Source organism: Pseudoalteromonas sp. J2K-J599 (assembly GCF_059295115.2).
This window is the reverse complement of record NZ_CM200272.1, coordinates 197,832-216,994: the sequence shown is the minus strand read 5'-3', so window position 1 is coordinate 216,994 and position 19,163 is coordinate 197,832. Positions and strand designations below refer to the sequence as shown.

The 19,163-nt window shown below is 40.8% G+C and carries 11 protein-coding genes, 3 rRNA genes and 1 pseudogene; 4 read left to right on the top strand and 11 right to left on the bottom strand.

The genetic code is table 11. The annotated features are described in order from the left end of the window. Positions 1 to 153 precede the first annotated feature (153 nt). Positions 154 to 1,170: a hypothetical protein gene (locus tag AC5NT5_RS17765; RefSeq protein ID WP_494513677.1), complete on the bottom strand. Its 1,017-nt coding sequence runs from the start codon at positions 1,168 to 1,170 to the stop codon at positions 154 to 156. A gap of 105 nt (positions 1,171 to 1,275) precedes the next feature. Then, positions 1,276 to 1,629: a hypothetical protein gene (locus AC5NT5_RS17760; RefSeq protein ID WP_197184906.1), complete on the bottom strand. Its 354-nt coding sequence runs from the start codon at positions 1,627 to 1,629 to the stop codon at positions 1,276 to 1,278. A 401-nt stretch (positions 1,630 to 2,030) separates the two neighbouring features. Here AC5NT5_RS17760 and AC5NT5_RS17755 point away from each other — a divergent pair, with 401 nt between their 5' ends. After that, on the top strand, positions 2,031 to 3,344 hold the full coding sequence (locus tag AC5NT5_RS17755; protein WP_494513676.1) for a M20/M25/M40 family metallo-hydrolase: 1,314 nt from the start codon (positions 2,031 to 2,033) through the stop codon (positions 3,342 to 3,344). Positions 3,345 to 3,408: 64 nt separating this feature from the next. Here AC5NT5_RS17755 and AC5NT5_RS17750 read toward each other — a convergent pair whose 3' ends face one another. The 5 genes from AC5NT5_RS17750 to AC5NT5_RS17730 form a co-directional block, all read right to left on the bottom strand. Beyond that, positions 3,409 to 4,206, bottom strand: a complete 798-nt coding sequence (locus tag AC5NT5_RS17750) for a response regulator (RefSeq protein ID WP_182780027.1) — start codon at positions 4,204 to 4,206, stop codon at positions 3,409 to 3,411. A 121-nt stretch (positions 4,207 to 4,327) separates the two neighbouring features. Further along, entirely contained in the window at positions 4,328 to 5,044 is a 717-nt protein-coding gene (locus AC5NT5_RS17745) for an SIR2 family NAD-dependent protein deacylase (RefSeq protein ID WP_024597449.1), read from the bottom strand. After that, positions 5,041 to 6,057: a Kelch repeat-containing protein gene (locus AC5NT5_RS17740; RefSeq protein WP_494513675.1), complete on the bottom strand. Its 1,017-nt coding sequence runs from the start codon at positions 6,055 to 6,057 to the stop codon at positions 5,041 to 5,043. Before AC5NT5_RS17740 ends, AC5NT5_RS17745 begins: the two co-directional genes overlap by 4 nt. 108 nt (positions 6,058 to 6,165) lie before the next feature. Continuing rightward, positions 6,166 to 6,351 (bottom strand): NAD(P)-dependent oxidoreductase, encoded by a 186-nt coding sequence (locus tag AC5NT5_RS17735; RefSeq protein WP_024594980.1) that lies wholly within the window; start codon positions 6,349 to 6,351, stop codon positions 6,166 to 6,168. A gap of 149 nt (positions 6,352 to 6,500) precedes the next feature. Continuing rightward, positions 6,501 to 7,376: a diguanylate cyclase domain-containing protein gene (locus AC5NT5_RS17730; protein WP_494513674.1), complete on the bottom strand. Its 876-nt coding sequence runs from the start codon at positions 7,374 to 7,376 to the stop codon at positions 6,501 to 6,503. A 480-nt stretch (positions 7,377 to 7,856) separates the two neighbouring features. On the opposite strand from AC5NT5_RS17730, the pseudogene AC5NT5_RS17725 reads away from it, so the two are divergent. From AC5NT5_RS17725 to AC5NT5_RS17715, 3 genes and pseudogenes are all read left to right on the top strand, one after another. Then, positions 7,857 to 9,917 (top strand): annotated as a pseudogene (locus tag AC5NT5_RS17725) (TonB-dependent receptor plug domain-containing protein). A gap of 9 nt (positions 9,918 to 9,926) precedes the next feature. Then, positions 9,927 to 10,454: a YfiR family protein gene (locus AC5NT5_RS17720; protein ID WP_182674869.1), complete on the top strand. Its 528-nt coding sequence runs from the start codon at positions 9,927 to 9,929 to the stop codon at positions 10,452 to 10,454. Between the two features lie 4 nt (positions 10,455 to 10,458). Continuing rightward, positions 10,459 to 12,480 carry a putative bifunctional diguanylate cyclase/phosphodiesterase gene (locus tag AC5NT5_RS17715; protein ID WP_182681441.1) on the top strand — a complete coding sequence of 674 codons (2,022 nt, stop codon included), beginning with the start codon at positions 10,459 to 10,461 and terminating at the stop codon, positions 12,478 to 12,480. A gap of 299 nt (positions 12,481 to 12,779) precedes the next feature. Here the strand turns inward: AC5NT5_RS17715 and AC5NT5_RS17710 are convergent, their stop codons facing one another. The 4 genes from AC5NT5_RS17710 to AC5NT5_RS17695 form a co-directional block, all read right to left on the bottom strand. After that, the gene (locus tag AC5NT5_RS17710) at positions 12,780 to 13,415 is read right to left on the bottom strand and encodes a methyltransferase family protein (RefSeq protein ID WP_182671906.1); all 636 of its coding nucleotides are present in this window, start codon (positions 13,413 to 13,415) and stop codon (positions 12,780 to 12,782) included. A gap of 386 nt (positions 13,416 to 13,801) precedes the next feature. Beyond that, a 5S ribosomal RNA gene (gene rrf, locus AC5NT5_RS17705) occupies positions 13,802 to 13,916 on the bottom strand. 146 nt (positions 13,917 to 14,062) lie between these two features. Then, positions 14,063 to 16,949: ribosomal RNA gene (locus tag AC5NT5_RS17700) — 23S ribosomal RNA — on the bottom strand. A 300-nt stretch (positions 16,950 to 17,249) separates the two neighbouring features. Further along, positions 17,250 to 18,785, bottom strand: a 16S ribosomal RNA gene (locus AC5NT5_RS17695). The 16S, 23S and 5S rRNA genes sit together here, the layout of an rRNA operon. Between the last annotated feature and the right edge of the window lie 378 nt (positions 18,786 to 19,163).

Here is a 19,163-nt window from a genome sequence, read left to right as displayed (position 1 = left end):
TTGAAAATTATTACATGTACAGGATGCTGTGCATTACTTTGTCGTGGTAGCAAATTCTAAATAAAGCGCACAGACATGCGGGCTATAACAAAGGCCACTTTATATTAACCAGCTCAGCCGCTGGATAGAATGAAAAAAATTTAAGATGGGTGTCTAGTTTATTATCTCCTGATCACTAGCGATGACCTCTTTGATTTTTGTTTGGTGAAGGTTTTCGATAACACTTACCTCTTTAATGCCTCTAAACTTTCCGCCAGTATCAATATACTTTAGAGATTCGTCCTCGACTTTTTCGGACTCTCTGCCTGCAAAATCACACAAATTTTCATAATACCCCTTGGCATAACGGTATGCAGAAACTATTTCTTCTGTTGTTGTGCCAACAGTAAGCAGTTCCTTTCTGCCTCCTTTTAACACTACAGGAACCAATATGCTTTTTTCTGCGAGAGTCTCATAAATTTCTGGGAGCCCAAGTTTCTCGCTTAAGCGATAAATTGTGCTGCATAAATTAGCGATATAAAAATCATATGTCTGTGTCGGGCTTTTATCAGTAATGACAGCATCAAGTTGCCGCCGGGCAAAACTTAACTCACTTTCAATATCTTTGAAACTGCCTTCATTGGGAACAGGGGTACCATCAGCAGGGGAGCCTATGAAAAAAATCTTATGGACTCTTGGGTGGACTTTAAATTTTGCAGTAAAGCAGTCGAAGTAGTTCACTTCACCTATTTGGGAGAAATAGCTGAAAAGTTCACTCCTGTGGGAGTTAAATAGGTCAAGGTTGTTTTTTAGCCGTGTTATCTTGATTTGTTCGGCAGTTTGCTTCGTCGCATGGAATCTTGAAACCAGAACAGAAAGTGGAATAGCCAAAGACAGTATTGCTAGAGGTACTTTACTAATCGAAAAAAATGTATTTAACCCCTCTCCAGTTATTGATATTTCATAACCCTGCCAAGCTACAAACCCTAAAGTCATAAAATAAAGGAATGGGCAAAAAATACTTAGCCACAACAATCCTTGGCTGGAAAGCCCTTTGTCTGCACTCAGAGTTAGTGCCGAAGTGAAACGTTTACACCACCACGAGCCTGCCCCTAATACTCCTGCAATAACTATTACGGGGATAAGTGTAGGAAGGGTAACCAAGCAAGCTAGAACAACTACCTCTGACAATTAGAACTCCTTAAAGGGCATAACGCCAAGGTAATGGGCAACTTTGTGGCGAAGCCACGCTTAAAGTTGTCCAGCCGCAGGCGATCATTGACCGTTTTGTTATGTTCATTTCATGGCACTTAGCTTGGTTAAGAGAATAGCCACGATGATACCTGGCAAAATAAGTGCGCCGATATTCCACCAGCCCATGATAAGTAGCAATGGCTGGTTGACCACAGTAAGCGTGATATATGTGTAAGCCCCCCATTTGCAGTTTTGCCAAATACCAAATGCTGCGGCTCCAGTTATAAGCGCCGCAATTACGAGCGTGACTTGATAGACAACACCAAAACTTGCGGCAATTTCACTTGGTGCCATTGCCAAAGAAGATACACAGCCAAATGCCAGAAATAGACTGACGACAGTTAATAGCTTTCCTCTTTTGGACGATTCCATTTCCACGGCTAATTCTTCAGACATGCGATTCCTTTTTGAACATAACAATTTAGTCTACGACATTTGTCGTTTTACAAACCGACAAATGTCTTTATATTACAATGATTTTATCCTAGCTATAAAATAAACAACTGTAAACAGTTAGTTAGCTTCGCCTTACCTTTTCTAAATGCAGCAAAAAAACAAAATGGTGGAGATCAGTAATACCAGACAAATCGTTGTTTAGTTATACAGCTTGATTATTAGTTAAAAGATTATATTTTAAGTACCTGTGTTTAAACTAATAACACGTTCATCCTTTAACCCTTAAACTTGTAACTCGTTATTGCTTATAAAATTAGTTAAAAATCACAATCTACTTCTATTGAATCCTGTGTATTTTTACTTCATATTAAATACTCTTATTTCTCACTTATTATGCTGTTATGTCATTTTTAAAATTTAGCCATGCACTTATCCTCACACTTGCTAGTACCTTACCGCTTACAAGCCATGCGGCGCTTGATAAAAACGAGCGTGAAATAGTAAAACAGGTCGATAAAAACATTCCCCAAGCACTTGAAGAAATAGAGCAAGCCGTAAATATTAATAGCGGTTCGCTTAATATTGAAGGTGTAAAAAAAGTAGGTGCGCTGACAAGCGAGCAGCTTAAAGCCATAGGTTTTAAAGTAGAATGGCTGGATGGAAGTGCGTTTAACCGCGCAGGTCATGTATTAGCAACCCATGAGAGTAATGACCCCGATGCAATAAAAATACTGATGATCGGCCATCTAGATACGGTATTTGCCAAAAACGATAACTTTACTACCTACAAACAGCTTGATGCCGATACAGCCAGTGGCCCAGGCGTTGCCGATATGAAAGGCGGTAACACGGTAATAATTACTGCACTTAAAAGCTTACAAGCCCTTAATTTACTCGAAAATGTAAGCATAAAAGTGTTACTGACTGGCGATGAAGAAAGCAGCGGTCGCCCGCTTAGCTTATCTAAACAAGCTATTGTTGATGCGGCAATTTGGGCTGACGTAGCGCTTGGTTATGAAAATGGCGATAACAATATAAAAACCGCTATGGCGGCGCGCCGTGGTTATACCGGTTGGACGCTAAACGTAACGGCAAATGCGGCGCATTCTTCGCAAATATTTAGCGAAAACGTTGGTTATGGCGCTATTTACGAGGCATCACGTATTTTAAATGATTTTAGAGAGCAGCTTGCCACGCAACCTAACTTAACATTTAATCCGGGGCTTATTGTGGGCGGTACAAATGCCGATTACGACAGTGCTAATTCGTCAGCAACGGCGTTTGGTAAAAGTAATGTAATAGCACAAACCGTGCATGTAGCAGGTGATTTACGCGCACTTTCACCAAAACAATTAGAAAACGCAAAAAGATCAATGCAACTTATTGCTAGCAACAGTCTAAATGGCAGTAAAGCAGAGCTTATTTTTGAAGACGGTTACCCGCCAATGGCATTAACTGATGGCAATAAAAAGCTATTAGAATTATACAGCGACGCAAGCCATGATTTAGGCTTCAACAAAGTAGTAGCCGCCAATCCACGCAATGCAGGTGCGGCTGATATTTCGTTTGCGGCAAATCATGTTGATATGGCACTTGATGGTTTAGGTTTAATGGGCAGCGGCGCGCACACTAAAAACGAAACGGCCGATTTAACCAGCCTTGATAAAAACATTAAAAAAACTGCATTACTCATTTATAGATTAGGAAAACGGTAATAGTAAATGTATTTTAAAGATGAGCGTAGGCCAAATAATAACCGTCCTACGCTTGTACTTACTTTTAAGACATTATTTTATACAGTAATTCTCGCACTGTGGCCGGTTCAAACGGTTTATCACAAATAGCATCAACTCCCGCTTGAGCAATATTAGCTAGGTGAGTGTCGTTTGCCTCTGAGCTCACCATTAAAATAGGAATATGTGAGTAGCTATTTGAGCTTCTAACGGCTTCTGTTAGTTCTCGCCCGTCCATTTCTGGCATGTTGTAGTCGGTTACTATTAAGTCAAACGGTTGGTTGTTTAAGTGCTCAATAGCTTCTTTACCGTTTTCAGCTTCTATTGGTGCAGGTATTCCCATACCCGCAAGTACACGTATTATGTGTTTACGCGCAAAGCGGCTGTCGTCTACCACTAAAACTCGCAGCAACGTTACGTCAAAATGATCAAGTTCTACTTCTTCTTCGCTTATAATATCGAGGGTTGCTTTGAGTGCGCGGGTAATGGCTTTTGCGCTAAAAGGCTTAGGCAAAATAGCCAGCACACCCGATTGGCGTAATTGCTCAAGGTATTTTTTATTACGCTCGCTCGATATAAGCATAAAAGGTTGATGCTCGGTGATAGGGTTTGATCTTATTTCTTGCAATAGTGAGTCGGCTGTCCCGTCAGATAAATACATAGAGCTTATAACTAGATCAGGGTGATAACTTGCTAATAAGCTAAGCGCTTGTGTTTGTGTAGATGCAGTTTCAACTTGTTTTACACCACTTTCTAAAAGCGATTTTATTATTATTTTTTGCTGAACCTCTGAAGGCTCTACAAGTAAAAGGGACAAGTTTGCTATTGCAGTTAAGTCGCTCATTCAGATCTCTTTAGTATTGTTATAATCAGGATAATAATAACATTTTTGACTCGTTAATATTATATAAAGAGATTTTAATATTTAAGAAAACATTATCAACCCCTTTAAAATATAGCACTTATTAATTAGATTGAATGTAATCTAATGCATTCATTTTTTTATATGTGACGTTAGCGTGTAAAATATGTGCAGGTTCAGGGTCAACCACTTCAACAGGAATGTCGTAATTTCGGGCTATTTCAATTGCCATTTGCGTAATATTAACGCTAAACGAGGTGCCCATAAATACAATTTTATCGGCGTTGAGCATACGCTGTTGTGCTTGTGTTATTCTGTAAAGCTCGGTGTAGTATTCGTCAAATAATAAAACAAAGGGCTTAAATGAATGGTTTAGCTCAGGCGTTTGGTTTTGAATATTAAATAGCTCAAAAAGAGACTCTTGCAGGCGGCTTTCGTCTACGCTATCCCACGGGGTGGCAAGTGGCGTGACAGGCTCACCTTGCTCATGAAATAAGGTCATTTGATCAAGCCTGCCGTGTATCGCTATGTAATTTTTGTTACCCGCTTTGCCATCAAGCCCATCTATGTTTTGAGTAATTAGGTTTTTGTCACTTAGCCAATGGTGTACGTCGTTTGGGCCATGGTTGCGATACGTTGCAAAGCGATGGTAATACCATGCTAAAAACTCTTTTGGGGCGTTTTGATACATTGCGCGCGTTGCCATTTCCATAGGCGTATAATTTTTACTGCCAATGGTCCAATAACCATCCTCCCCTCTAAAGGTGGGAATACCACTGGCTGCGCTGACTCCCGCTCCTGTAATGTAAAGAGTGTTCACTTTTCAACCTCGTAACCGAGCACGTTAGCGCTTACTTGCTGATTATTATCTATGCCGCCAATTCGATATAAAACCCCACTGTGCTCAAGTAAGCCACGATGATCCATGCTCTTTACTTCAACTGGGGATAAAATCTGCCATTTGTTTTTTTCGATACTAAAGCGCCAAACATGGTCACTTGCTGGTGCAGGTTTGCCGTCGTAACCTATTGCGCTGTAGTTATATGGGTTAACAGAGCCTGCCATCATATAAATATTGCCATTATAGCTGGTGGCTGCCATTCGGTAGTGAGCAGTGCCTGTTGGATGTGGCAACATACGCCAATCTATTTTTTGTGGATTAGTTGAATCTATTGTGCCTTTTAAGCACTGTGCTACACCTGCAAACGAGCGACGCGAATCAGGATTAGCTTGTGTTTTAACGCCATCACAAATAACAATGGTGTTACCACTAATAGCAGCGGCTTGGCCAAATACAGGCTCACCTAAAAATGGCGAGGCTTGTTGCCATGTATTATTTTGCGTGTCGTATACTTGTACTAAGTTTACGTTGCCGTCGTTATGCCAACCGCTAATTAGATAAATGTAACGCGCTTTGTAGCTCAGCGCTACGCTATCGTCTACGGGTACTGGCATACTCGCAAGATGAGTGTAGGTATCTTTTATTACGTCGTACCTATATACGTCGGGGCTTGAAACTTCAGTATGATCCTCTGCTACCGTATAACCGCCAAACACATAAGCGTACTCGCCTAAGCCGACTGCGGTGCTTGCTAAGCGCCCTTTTAATGGCAAGCTTGAAGGCACACCAGTTTTAGATTGCCACTGTGAATCGCCAACTTTAAGCGTCCACACTTTGTTATGCACTGACGAGTATTGTTTATCGCGCCCCAGCCCCATAAAGCTTAAAAAGTAGGGCTGGTTTTTTACAATAACTTTAGCCACAGCATTATTTGCAACAGGCTCAGGTAAAGCGGGAAGGCTTGCTAACGCAAGAGAAAAAAGAAGGCTCATAAGGCAAATAATTTAATAAGAATTAATACGCTCAGATTAAATTATTTTAGCCTTGTGAGCCAGTATTGTTATATCAAAATAATCAAACGCTTTTGATTAGTAACCATATTAGTAGGCAATACTAATATGCTGATTTACGTGCGCTGCATTTTGCGCTACATCAACCATTGCTGTTGCGTAATCAGTGACCGAAACTTTGCTTTCGCCTGCATCATTAGTAAAAAATGTATTACTGCCTATACGGTAATTACCTTCATTATCACCCAGACATAACTTGTGCAGTTTATTTATCAAGGAACTACCTACAAACTGCTGTAAGAGCATTTATAGATTTTTAACGCAGCGCTGGAAAACCGCTATTAAAAATGTGGCGGTAAGTAATGTATTGTAGTTAAGGGCGTTGTGAAGATGAGCTGTCTAAGGTGGTAGTTCAGCATAATTTTTTAAGGTAAATAGGTTACGTTATCTAAGCCTTGTTGTTTATTTTTGTACATAGCTTGATCAGCATATTTTATAAGTTCGTGATCTGTTTGGCCGTGCTCTGGGTAGTTTGCAATGCCAATACTGGGGGAAATATTTAGTAGTACGTCATCTAACTTAAAGACAGCTTTAAACTCAGTGAGGACTTTATTTTTTATTCTGACGGTTTCGTGGCTAGAACTTAAATTATCTAAAATAATTAAAAATTCGTCTCCACCTAAACGCCCTACTGTGTCGTAATGCCTAACCGACGCTGAAAGCCTTTTTGCTATAGCACATAAAAGCTTATCGCCAGTTTCGTGTCCGTAGGTGTCGTTTACTGCTTTAAAGCCATTTATGTCTATAAACAGTAAAGAAAAAAATGTGTTGTTTGTAGTTGCACTAATAATTACTTTTTCTAATCGCTCCATCAATAAAGAGCGATTAGGCAAACCAGTTAACACATCGTGCCGAGCCATGTAATGGAGCTGCTCTTCCATTACTTTTCGCTCAGTTATATCGTGCGCTACTGCAATTCTTACTTGATGTTGCTCTGACCAACGAACAGACCATAATATATGGACTAATTGACCATCTTTTCTCATCCAGCGGTTTTCGAAGCGAGGGTTTACCGTTTCGCCAGACAATAGCGAAGTTACGGCGTTATGCGTTTTGTAATGATCACCTTCGTAAACATAGTTAATCATCTTTTTGCCTACAACTTCGTCGGCCATATAACCAAAAATTTGCTCAAATGCTGCGCTTACAAAAACAAATGTGCCTTGTTTATCTACCACACAAACGGCATCAAGCATTAAATCGAGTACTTCTTCTACATTAATTAATTCATTTTTTATCATACTTTGGTGCCTTTAAAGCAAAACCAAGCAAATTTAAGTATTCTATATAGCTTTAACAAAAGCAAAGATAATTAAACCACAATCGCAGATAACACAGGGCTAGGTATAAATTGTGCCCATATAATTAATATTGCTTTGAGAAGCATGACACGAAAAAGTTAAGATTAAATATTTAATAACCGTAAATACTTTGAAGTTATTCTGAAATAGACTAAATTTTAAGTTGTATATAAACATATATTTATCAGTTATTTACATTTTACTGACTCTTTAATAAATATACTTATAAAGTTCATTTAACTATATTTTTACAGTTCAATTGGGCGAAATTAGACCTTTTAACTACTACAAAATTAGCTACCTTGATTTAATCTCATTTATGCTTTTACACTGTTAATGTATGTTAATATTGTGTGATATCACATGTGTTACAAAAACAAAGACTGTTTTTGATTTTTTGATTGCGCAGGAGACTTTTGGGTGAAAATATCACAACGTTTGTTTTGGCCATTACTTTTTGTTTGCCCTCTCTTAACGGCCGAGCCGTTTGAAGATGAAGACCTCGATCTTGATGCTTTAATGGGCATGGATGTACAAGCAACTTCTGCGATGAAAAGAGCGCAATCAGCATTTGATACCGCTTCATCTATTTATGTATTAAGTAAAGAACAAATTACTAACTCTGGTGCTACATCAGTACCTGAAGCACTGAAAATGGTGCCTGGTTTAATTGTACGTCAGCTCGATAACAATCAATGGGCTATTTCATCAAGAGGTATTGCCTCTCGATTTTCTAGCAAACTATTGGTTATGATTGACGGACAAAGCTTATATACCCCAAAATTTGCTGCAGTTTATTGGGAAACACTCAACGTTCCTTTGTATGACATTGAGCGCATTGAAGTAATTCGCGGACAAGGCGGATTACTTTGGGGTAGTAACGCAAATAATGGCGTGATTAATATCATTACTAAAAACAGTATTGATACTCGCGGTGGGTACGCAAACGTAACAACTGGTAATCAAATAAATGTTGATGCAAATCTTCGTTACGGTGGTGATATAAGTAACATAGGCAGCTACCGTGTGTATGGTCATGTAAAAGATGCGAATGAATCAAAAAAAGGGATCTTACTCGCACCTAACGATACAACTAAACAAAATTCTTTAGGTTTTCGGGCTGACTTTACCCCTAATGATGAGTGGTCTGCGCTACTATAGGGGGACGTTACTCACTCAACACTTGGTCAAAACTACCGAGGTGTTATAGATAAAACCAACGAAAACATTTCATTCTCAGATGATTTAAAGCGAACAGACTCACGCATAATGGCACGCCTTGAAAACAGAGTGTCGCCCGATGCCAATCAAATGCTACAAATTTCTTGGCTGAAACAAAATGGTTCCCAAGATTATATTAAAGAAGATTTTGAATCGATAGATATTGATTATCAAATGAACTTCATATACCAATCTCTACAGCTAGATTGGGGATTAAACTACCGGTATAACTCTATCTCTTTCGCAGAAAGTGTATTTTTAGATAGCGATAAAAACTTTGATAACCTCAAACAGTTTGGTGCACTTGTTCAAGCTCAATACAATGTGACGCCTGATACACTCGATTTTATTATTGGTACTAAGCTTGATCATAACGATTTAACTGGCTGGGAAAATCAACCGTCAGCAAGACTTATATACAAACCAGTAGATAACCACCTTACTTGGGGTGCTATATCGCGAAGTGTACGTACACCAACATTGATTGAATTTAACGACAACTTTAAAGTTAATGGTACAGAAATTAAAGATCTTACCGGTTTAAGCTCTGGCTTTGGACAAATAGACGAATACCGAATTGCAACCTACCTAAATGGTAACGACAAAGTTAAATCAGAAAACTATCTATCTTATGAATTAGGCTACCGTTTTACTGCTAACGATTGGTCATTGGATCTTTCTACTTATTATACCGATGCTAATAACGTAGCGGTTATTGATATGAATACACATGCTGAACAATTCACTCCTATACTTGAATTATTTCTAGCAGGGAGAATCCCAGAAGTATTTCAAGCACTAACAATGACTCGCATAGATTTAGACTTTGCATCTGTAGCAGACACGACCACTAAAGGGTTCGACCTAGTTGTATCGTGGCAACCTGTTGATAATCTCAATACTGAGTTTGGTTATAGTTACACCGATTATAACTACGATTTACCTCCTCGAGTAGAGCCCGCAATCGGCTATGACTCTAAAAACAGGCAGTTATTTGCAAAAGCCGATTATTCTTTTTTAACCAACCATAATGTGTTTGCGACATTGCGCGCAATAAACTCAAATGCATATAACACTGATAATTACACAACGTTAGATGTTAGTTGGAATTGGCAAGCAACACCTGTGTGGTCTACTGCAATTTCGGGTAGAAACCTCTTTGCAGGTTCACATATTGAGTACAATAATACGCGCGAAACCTATACATTACCAAACTATATTGATGAATGTATTACATTTACAATTTCAGCAAATTTCTAAGTTAATTAGATGATTAAATTAAGAAGTTTTATTCACAGTAGCTTAATAACGTTGACACTTTTTAGTGCCAGCGTTTGTGCTGTTGAAAAAGAATACATGCTAAAAGCAGGCTTCTTATATAACTTTGCACGTTTTGGACACTGGGATTATCATTTAGAATCTCTTAATGAATTTATTATTTGTAGCCCTGATAAATACTTTATTGATGCGGCTAACAACGCTTTAAAAAGTCGCACTATAAAAAACTTACCTCTATACAATAAATTAATCACTCTTGATGAAGTAACAACCTCGGCGTGTAACATGCTATTTATTACCTCTGATACATTTATCGAATGGCAAAACGTAACACCTTTAGAGCTGAAAAACGTTATGCTCATTGGTGAAACAGACACATTTATTGAAAATGGCGGTCATATTAGGTTTTTTCTTTCCAGTGGTAAAATTCGCTTTGAAATTGCTCCGAAACAGCTTAAAGATGCAGGCATTACTATGAGCTCAAAAGTGCTACGCCTTGCCCGCGTTGTAGATAGGTAGTGCAATGAAAAAACTATTTGCATTAAATACGATGAGCAAAAAATTACTATTAATCTTAATGAGTGTTGCACTTGTATCAACCGCGACAGTAACCATTGTATTTAGTGCTTATGAAATCACTAGCGCTAAAGAGGAACAAATAGAAAGCTTGGGCTCTCTGTCAAAAATGCTTTCACCGAATATAACTACAGCACTTATGTTTGATGATTTAGATGCAGTGCAAGAGCTTATAAACCCAATACTTATACGTTCAGATGTTATTAGTATAATGGTAACAAGTATGACTGGTGAGGAACTTGTTATTGCGCAATCCGAAGATGAAGATATGGAGCAAAGTATTGAAGTAAGTACACCCCTTCAGCTCGATATGCATGATTACGGTATATTAAAAATACGCGCTAACAACAGCTACATTCAAGACAGAATTACTTTTTACTTTAAATTTATAATGATTTTGATGGTATTCACCTTTGCCATCAGCCTAATTTTATCTCTTTTATTAAGGCGTCGCTTTTTAAACCCTATTTTATATCTAGCTCAAACAGCAAATAAAATAACTACATCACACGATTATAGCTTACGCGCTAAACAGCTATCACAAGATGAAGTAGGACAATTAACCTCTTGTTTTAATGCAATGTTATACAACATTGAGCAAAGAGAAAATTCATTAGAAAACCAAGTTAGACTGCGTACTAATGAACTTGAAAATGCGAATATTCAGTTGCAACAGTATGCCTACCAAGATGGATTAACCGACTTACCGAACAGGCGTTATTTTTACGAAAAACTACAAAGCTTAGTAAGTATTAAGGGAATGAAGTTCGCCCTTATATTCATAGATTTGGATGGCTTTAAAGAAGTAAATGACAGCCTAGGTCACGACTACGGTGATTTACTCTTACACCAAGTAGCCACAAGACTGCAAAGTTGTATAACGACTAAAGATACAGTCGCACGTTTAGGTGGTGACGAATTTACATTAATTTTAGAGGGTGTAAATAGCCCGGATGAAGCATCAAAAATTGCCGAAGCTGTAAAAAGCAGCTTAATGCAGAGCATTAAAGTAAAAAAAGAGACAGTCTATGTTACTGCAAGCATAGGTTTAACATTTTTCCCTGCTGATGGTTTAACAGTAGAAGAGCTCGTTAGACGCGCTGACCAAGCAATGTATTTATCTAAAAATAAAGGGCGGAATCGCTATGAATTTTTCTCTTATGCTATAGAAGAAAAAGCCACAGAAAAGCGTCGTCTAATAGAGGAGATACGCACTGCAATTGTTAAAAACCAATTTGAATTATTTTACCAACCTATATTTTCAATTGACGGGAAATCAGTACCAAAAGCTGAAGCTCTAATTCGTTGGAATCACCCTGAACGAGGCCTAATAGGGCCAAATGAATTTATACCTGTCGCTGAAAAAAACGGATTAATAAACAATATCGGCCAATGGGTAAAATCTCAAGCAATTCAAGATACCGTCCAATTCAATGTTTTAAGTGAAAAGGCAATTCAAGTCAGTGTGAATACATCACCTCTTGAAATTGACCGTGCTGGTTGCTGGGTGGATGAATGGATTGTAGCAAGTAAAAAGTATCAACTACCTGCAAACACAATTTTAATTGAAGTCACTGAAAATACTTTAATGGATCCCGACTCGTCAATACAACGACAATTAAAACGCTTAAGCACTATTAATATAGATATTGCGATTGACGACTTTGGTGTTGGTTATTCTTCTTTGGCGTATTTACAACGCTTAGATATAGATATTTTAAAAATAGATCGCTCATTTATCAACGATATAGAATCAAACGATAATAGTATTGCTCTCGTGAAAGCTATTATCACTATGGCTCACAATCTAGACGTAATGGTGGTTGCTGAAGGAGTTGAGACACAAAAACAGTATGACCTATTAAAGCAGCTTGCTTGTGATTATATTCAAGGCTACATTTTTTCAAAGGCAATTACTAAACAAGAGTTTATGGAAAAGTATATAATACCAATCCGCAATAATACTTAATCATTTTGCGGGGCTAAACGGGTCGCTACCTGTGTTAAAAAATTCTCATTTACGACTGCATGGATGCAGAAGGTAGAGCAATGCAGGAGCAATTGCCGAGAACAACTAAATAGCAATTTTTTTGCCTAGCTATCAACACGTTTTCCATCCTCAAAATAGATCACTTAATTAAGCGAATTGGTATAAAACAAAAAAAAGTGATCTGATTTATGTCTATCGTGCTAGATTTTAGCAAGCCAATACAGAACACTTCTTTACTCTTGCCTTAAAAATCCATGTATTTAAAGCTCAATCCCAAGCTATAACCAGCGAGGGACTAGTTGTTTATACTCTTTATATTCTGTAGAAAAACGATGGGCTAAATGAGCCTCCTCAACTAATGTTTGTCTATATATAGCTGTAAAACCAATAACTAAACAGGTCAAACTAAATATACTAGGTAAGGCTAAAAAGAACCCCACCTGTGCAGCTACAACGCCTAAATACATCGGATTCCTAGAGTATTCATATAATCCTGATGTTTTAAGTTCATGTGGTCCCTTAGGATCAATTCCTGAACGCCAAAGGGCTGCCATATGAAAATGTACAAACATCGTTAAAATAAAGCCTGCGGTCAATAATACATCGCCAAATAATACGCCTGGCCAGCCATTGAGTATTGGGAATAGCCCAAGATAGCTATCTAACTCAGGTACAAACACTCTAATTACACATACAAACCAAATAGCAGCCCTGAAAAATTTAAAAACCATATGGTTCCACCAACTAGTACAAAATTTATCACCGGGATAAATAACGCCTGATGGTGTATTTCGATTTTTATAAATAATTCTAAATGTATAAAATCCGGCAACAAAAGTATAAAAAATAGCTAAGTAAACTCGGGTAAATTCAACTAGCGATGCAGAGTCATCTACAAATGTTTCATAAGGCATTTAAGTTACAGCTCACAATCATTATTGGTAGTAATTTTAAAACAACTAAGCCAATAGATTTAGTTATAAGATCATGAAATCATATTAGTATTCATTGCCCTCATAAACAAGCTAAGTCTGTGGTTAGTTAACGAGTTATAATGAACTAATCAAACTAATTTATAAATTCTGTTTAATACTTCACCTAAACAACTGCTTACACAAACCGAAAACGTAAATTCGGTAGTTCACAATTTTATTTTTATACCAATTAGCTTAATTAAGTGATCTATTTTTCCGCCCTACTCGATGGTGTTGGTATGAGTGTATATTAATTGCGCATATTTCATTTTTCTGCAAACGTAAAAAAGCCCGACTATTTCTAGTCGGGCTCTCTACGATTTGAAGCCTGGTAATGTCCTACTTTCACATAGCAAATGCTACACTATCATCGGCGCTGTTTCGTTTCACTACTGAGTTCGGCATGGAGTCAGGTGGGTCCAAAACGCTATTGTCACCAAGCAAATTAGGGCGTTAATTCGTATCGCTACGCACTAACTGAATTTGGAAAATATCTGATAATATTTTTTAAGTCTTTCTTAAGTAATATCTACTTTAGTTATATTAACTTCTGTCTAAACTGTCGCATAAAACGCGTTTGGCGTTGTATGGTTAAGCCTCACGGGTAATTAGTACAAGTTAGCTTAATGGCTCACACCACTTCCACATCTTGCCTATCAACGTTGTAGTCTTCAACGGCCCTTCAGAGACTTTAAAAGTCTAGTGAGAACTCATCTCGAGGCCTGCTTCGCGCTTAGATGCTTTCAGCGCTTATCAGTTCCGAACGTAGCTACCGGGCAATGCCATTGGCATGACAACCCGAACACCAGCGGTTCGTTCACTCCGGTCCTCTCGTACTAGGAGCAACCCCTCTCAATTCTCAAACGCCCACGGCAGATAGGGACCGAACTGTCTCACGACGTTCTAAACCCAGCTCGCGTACCACTTTAAATGGCGAACAGCCATACCCTTGGGACCGACTTCAGCCCCAGGATGTGATGAGCCGACATCGAGGTGCCAAACACCGCCGTCGATATGAACTCTTGGGCGGTATCAGCCTGTTATCCCCGGAGTACCTTTTATCCGTTGAGCGATGGCCCTTCCATTCAGAACCACCGGATCACTATGACCTACTTTCGTACCTGCTCGACGTGTCTGTCTCGCAGTTAAGCTGGCTTCTACCATTACACTAACCGTACGATGTCCGACCGTACTTAGCCAACCTTCGTGCTCCTCCGTTACTCTTTGGGAGGAGACCGCCCCAGTCAAACTACCCACCAGGCACTGTCCGTAACCCCGATTCAGGGGCCAACGTTAGAACATCAAAACTACAAGGGTGGTATTTCAAGGACGACTCCACAAAAACTAGCGTCTCTGCTTCTAAGTCTCCCACCTATCCTACACATGTAGGTTCAATGTTCAGTGCCAAGCTGTAGTAAAGGTTCACGGGGTCTTTCCGTCTAGCCGCGGGTACACAGCATCTTCACTGCGATTTCAATTTCACTGAGTCTCGGGTGGAGACAGCGTGGCCATGGTTACACCATTCGTGCAGGTCGGAACTTACCCGACAAGGAATTTCGCTACCTTAGGACCGTTATAGTTACGGCCGCCGTTTACCGGGGCTTCGATCAAGAGCTTCTCCGAAGATAACCCCATCAATTAACCTTCCGGCACCGGGCAGGTGTCACACCGTATACGTCATCTTGCGATTTTGCACAGTGCTGTGTTTTTAATAAACAGTCCCAGCCACCTGGTCACTGCGGCTCCAATCAGCTTAGAGAGCAAGTCTCATCACCAATCGGAGCGTACCTTCTCCCGAAGTTACGGTACGATTTTGCCTAGTTCCTTCACCCGAGTTCTCTCAAGCGCCTTAGTATTCTCTACCTGACCACCTGTGTCGGTTTGGGGTACGATTCGGTATAATCTGAAGCTTAGAGGCTTTTCCTGGAAGTATGGCATCAGCAACTTCATCACCGTAGTGACTCGTCTCGTGTCTCAGCCTAACAGCAACCCGGATTTACCTAAGTCACTAGCCTACACACTTTCACATGGACTACCATCGCCATGCTTGCTTAGCCTGCTCCGTCCCCCCATCGCAATTATACCAAGTACGGAAATATTAATCCGTTTCCCATCGACTACGCCTTTCGGCCTCGCCTTAGGGGTCGACTTACCCTACCCTGATTAACATGGGATAGGAACCCTTGGTCTTCCGGCGTGCGGGTTTTTCACCCGCATTATCGTTACTCATGTCAGCATTCGCACTTCTGATACGTCCAGCATACCTCCCGGTACACCTTCAACCGCTTACAGAACGCTCCCCTACCACTCAGAATAAATTCTGAATCCGCAGCTTCGGTGCATAGTTTAGCCCCGTTACATCTTCCGCGCAGACCGACTCGACCAGTGAGCTATTACGCTTTCTTTAAAGGATGGCTGCTTCTAAGCCAACCTCCTGGCTGTCTGGGCCTTTCCACATCGTTTCCCACTTAACTATGACTTTGGGACCTTAGCTGGCGGTCTGGGTTGTTTCCCTCTTCACGACGGACGTTAGCACCCGCCGTGTGTCTCCCGGATATTACTTTACGGTATTCGGAGTTTGCAAAGGGTTGGTAAGTCGGGATGACCCCCTAGCCTTAACAGTGCTCTACCCCCGTAAGTATTCGTCCGAGGCTCTACCTAAATAGATTTCGGGGAGAACCAGCTATCTCCCGGTTTGATTAGCCTTTCACTCCTAACCACAGGTCATCCCCTAACTTTTCAACGTTAGTGGGTTCGGTCCTCCAGTTGATGTTACTCAACCTTCAACCTGCCCATGGCTAGATCACCGGGTTTCGGGTCTATACCTTGCAACTATTCGCCCAGTTAAGACTCGGTTTCCCTACGGCTACCCTATTCGGTTAACCTCGCTACAAAATATAAGTCGCTGACCCATTATACAAAAGGTACGCAGTCACCCAACAAGTGGGCTCCTACTGCTTGTACGTACACGGTTTCAGGTTCTATTTCACTCCCCTCACAGGGGTTCTTTTCGCCTTTCCCTCACGGTACTGGTTCACTATCGGTCAGTTGGGAGTATTTAGCCTTAGATGATGGTCCACCTATATTCAGTCAAAGTTTCACGTGCTCCGACCTACTCGATTTCACTTAAAATGTCTTTTCATGTACGGGACTATCACCCTGTATCGTGGCACTTTCCAGAGCCTTCCATTAACACATAATAAGCTTAAGGGCTGTTCCGATTTCGCTCGCCGCTACTTTCGGAATCTCGGTTGATTTCTTTTCCTACGGGTACTTAGATGTTTCAGTTCTCCGCGTTCGCCTCGTTAACCTATGTATTCAGTTAACGATACCTGCAAGCAGGTGGGTTTCCCCATTCGGAAATCCTAGTCTCAAGCGCTTTTTACTAGCTTGACTAGGCTTATCGCAAGTTAATACGTCCTTCATCGCCTCCAACTGCCAAGGCATCCACCGTGTACGCTTAGTCACTTAACCATACAACCCAAACGGGTCTTTGTTTTGTGACAGTTTAACTTCGCCAGAAGTTAATATTGAATACTAAAGTAGATACCAATCAATCAACTCATAAGAGTTAATTAAATGGCACTGAATGGTACTGCTACCATTCTTTTTTTACTTTTGAAAACTCTTGATAAATAACAATGTTATTCATCAGAATTTTATTATCAGCTTTTCCAAATTTTTAAAGAGCATATTAATTAGTTATCCCGAAGGACAAGCACTAATTAACAATCATCTGTGTGGACACTACGAACAAATAAGTTCTAAATCGTATAAGGAGGTGATCCAGCCCCAGGTTCCCCTAGGGCTACCTTGTTACGACTTCACCCCAGTCATGAATCACTCCGTGGTAAACGTCCTCCCGAGGGTTAGACTATCTACTTCTGGAGCAACCCACTCCCATGGTGTGACGGGCGGTGTGTACAAGGCCCGGGAACGTATTCACCGCGTCATTCTGATACGCGATTACTAGCGATTCCGACTTCATGGAGTCGAGTTGCAGACTCCAATCCGGACTACGACGCACTTTAAGTGATTCGCTTACTCTCGCGAGTTCGCAGCACTCTGTATGCGCCATTGTAGCACGTGTGTAGCCCTACACGTAAGGGCCATGATGACTTGACGTCGTCCCCACCTTCCTCCGGTTTATCACCGGCAGTCTCCTTAGAGTTCTCAGCATTACCTGCTAGCAACTAAGGATAGGGGTTGCGCTCGTTGCGGGACTTAACCCAACATCTCACAACACGAGCTGACGACAGCCATGCAGCACCTGTAGCAGAGTTCCCGAAGGCACCAAACCATCTCTGGTAAGTTCTCTGTATGTCAAGTGTAGGTAAGGTTCTTCGCGTTGCATCGAATTAAACCACATGCTCCACCGCTTGTGCGGGCCCCCGTCAATTCATTTGAGTTTTAACCTTGCGGCCGTACTCCCCAGGCGGTCTACTTAATGCGTTAGCTTTGAAAAACAGAACCGAGGCTCCGAGCTTCTAGTAGACATCGTTTACGGCGTGGACTACCGGGGTATCTAATCCCGTTTGCTCCCCACGCTTTCGTACATGAGCGTCAGTGTTGACCCAGGTGGCTGCCTTCGCCATCGGTATTCCTTCAGATCTCTACGCATTTCACCGCTACACCTGAAATTCTACCACCCTCTATCACACTCTAGTTTGCCAGTTCGAAATGCAGTTCCCAGGTTGAGCCCGGGGCTTTCACATCTCGCTTAACAAACCGCCTGCGTACGCTTTACGCCCAGTAATTCCGATTAACGCTCGCACCCTCCGTATTACCGCGGCTGCTGGCACGGAGTTAGCCGGTGCTTCTTCTGTCAGTAACGTCACAGCTAGCAGGTATTAACTACTAACCTTTCCTCCTGACTGAAAGTGCTTTACAACCCGAAGGCCTTCTTCACACACGCGGCATGGCTGCATCAGGCTTGCGCCCATTGTGCAATATTCCCCACTGCTGCCTCCCGTAGGAGTCTGGGCCGTGTCTCAGTCCCAGTGTGGCTGATCATCCTCTCAAACCAGCTAGGGATCGTCGCCTTGGTGAGCCATTACCTCACCAACTAGCTAATCCCACTTGGGCCAATCTAAAGGCGAGAGCCGAAGCCCCCTTTGGTCCGTAGACATTATGCGGTATTAGCAGTCGTTTCCAACTGTTGTCCCCCACCTCAAGGCATGTTCCCAAGCATTACTCACCCGTCCGCCGCTCGTCAGCAAAGTAGCAAGCTACTTTCTGTTACCGCTCGACTTGCATGTGTTAGGCCTGCCGCCAGCGTTCAATCTGAGCCATGATCAAACTCTTCAATTAAAAAGTTTTATGTCTTTCGACAGCTCAATGAATTCTGAATTTTTGTTTTTGTTGCCAAAAACGAATTGACTGTGCGTTATTATTTTCACTTTTAAAAAAGTGAAATCAAAACAGCTCAAGGCTGAATCTTTTAATAACATATGGTCACTCAGTTTCAATTGAGACTCTAATTTGTTTGCCTCGCTACCTAAGTAGGTTGGCTGTTAGAACTCAATCTGTACGAGTGCCCACACAGATGATTGCTTTATATTGTTAAAGAACGTTGCGATGATAGAGTTAAACTTTATCTCGCTAGGGCTGCGCATGTTACGCTTTCCTATTTTTTTGTCAACACTTAATTTTGTTAAACTTGAATTTATCAACACTAAGTTTTACTCG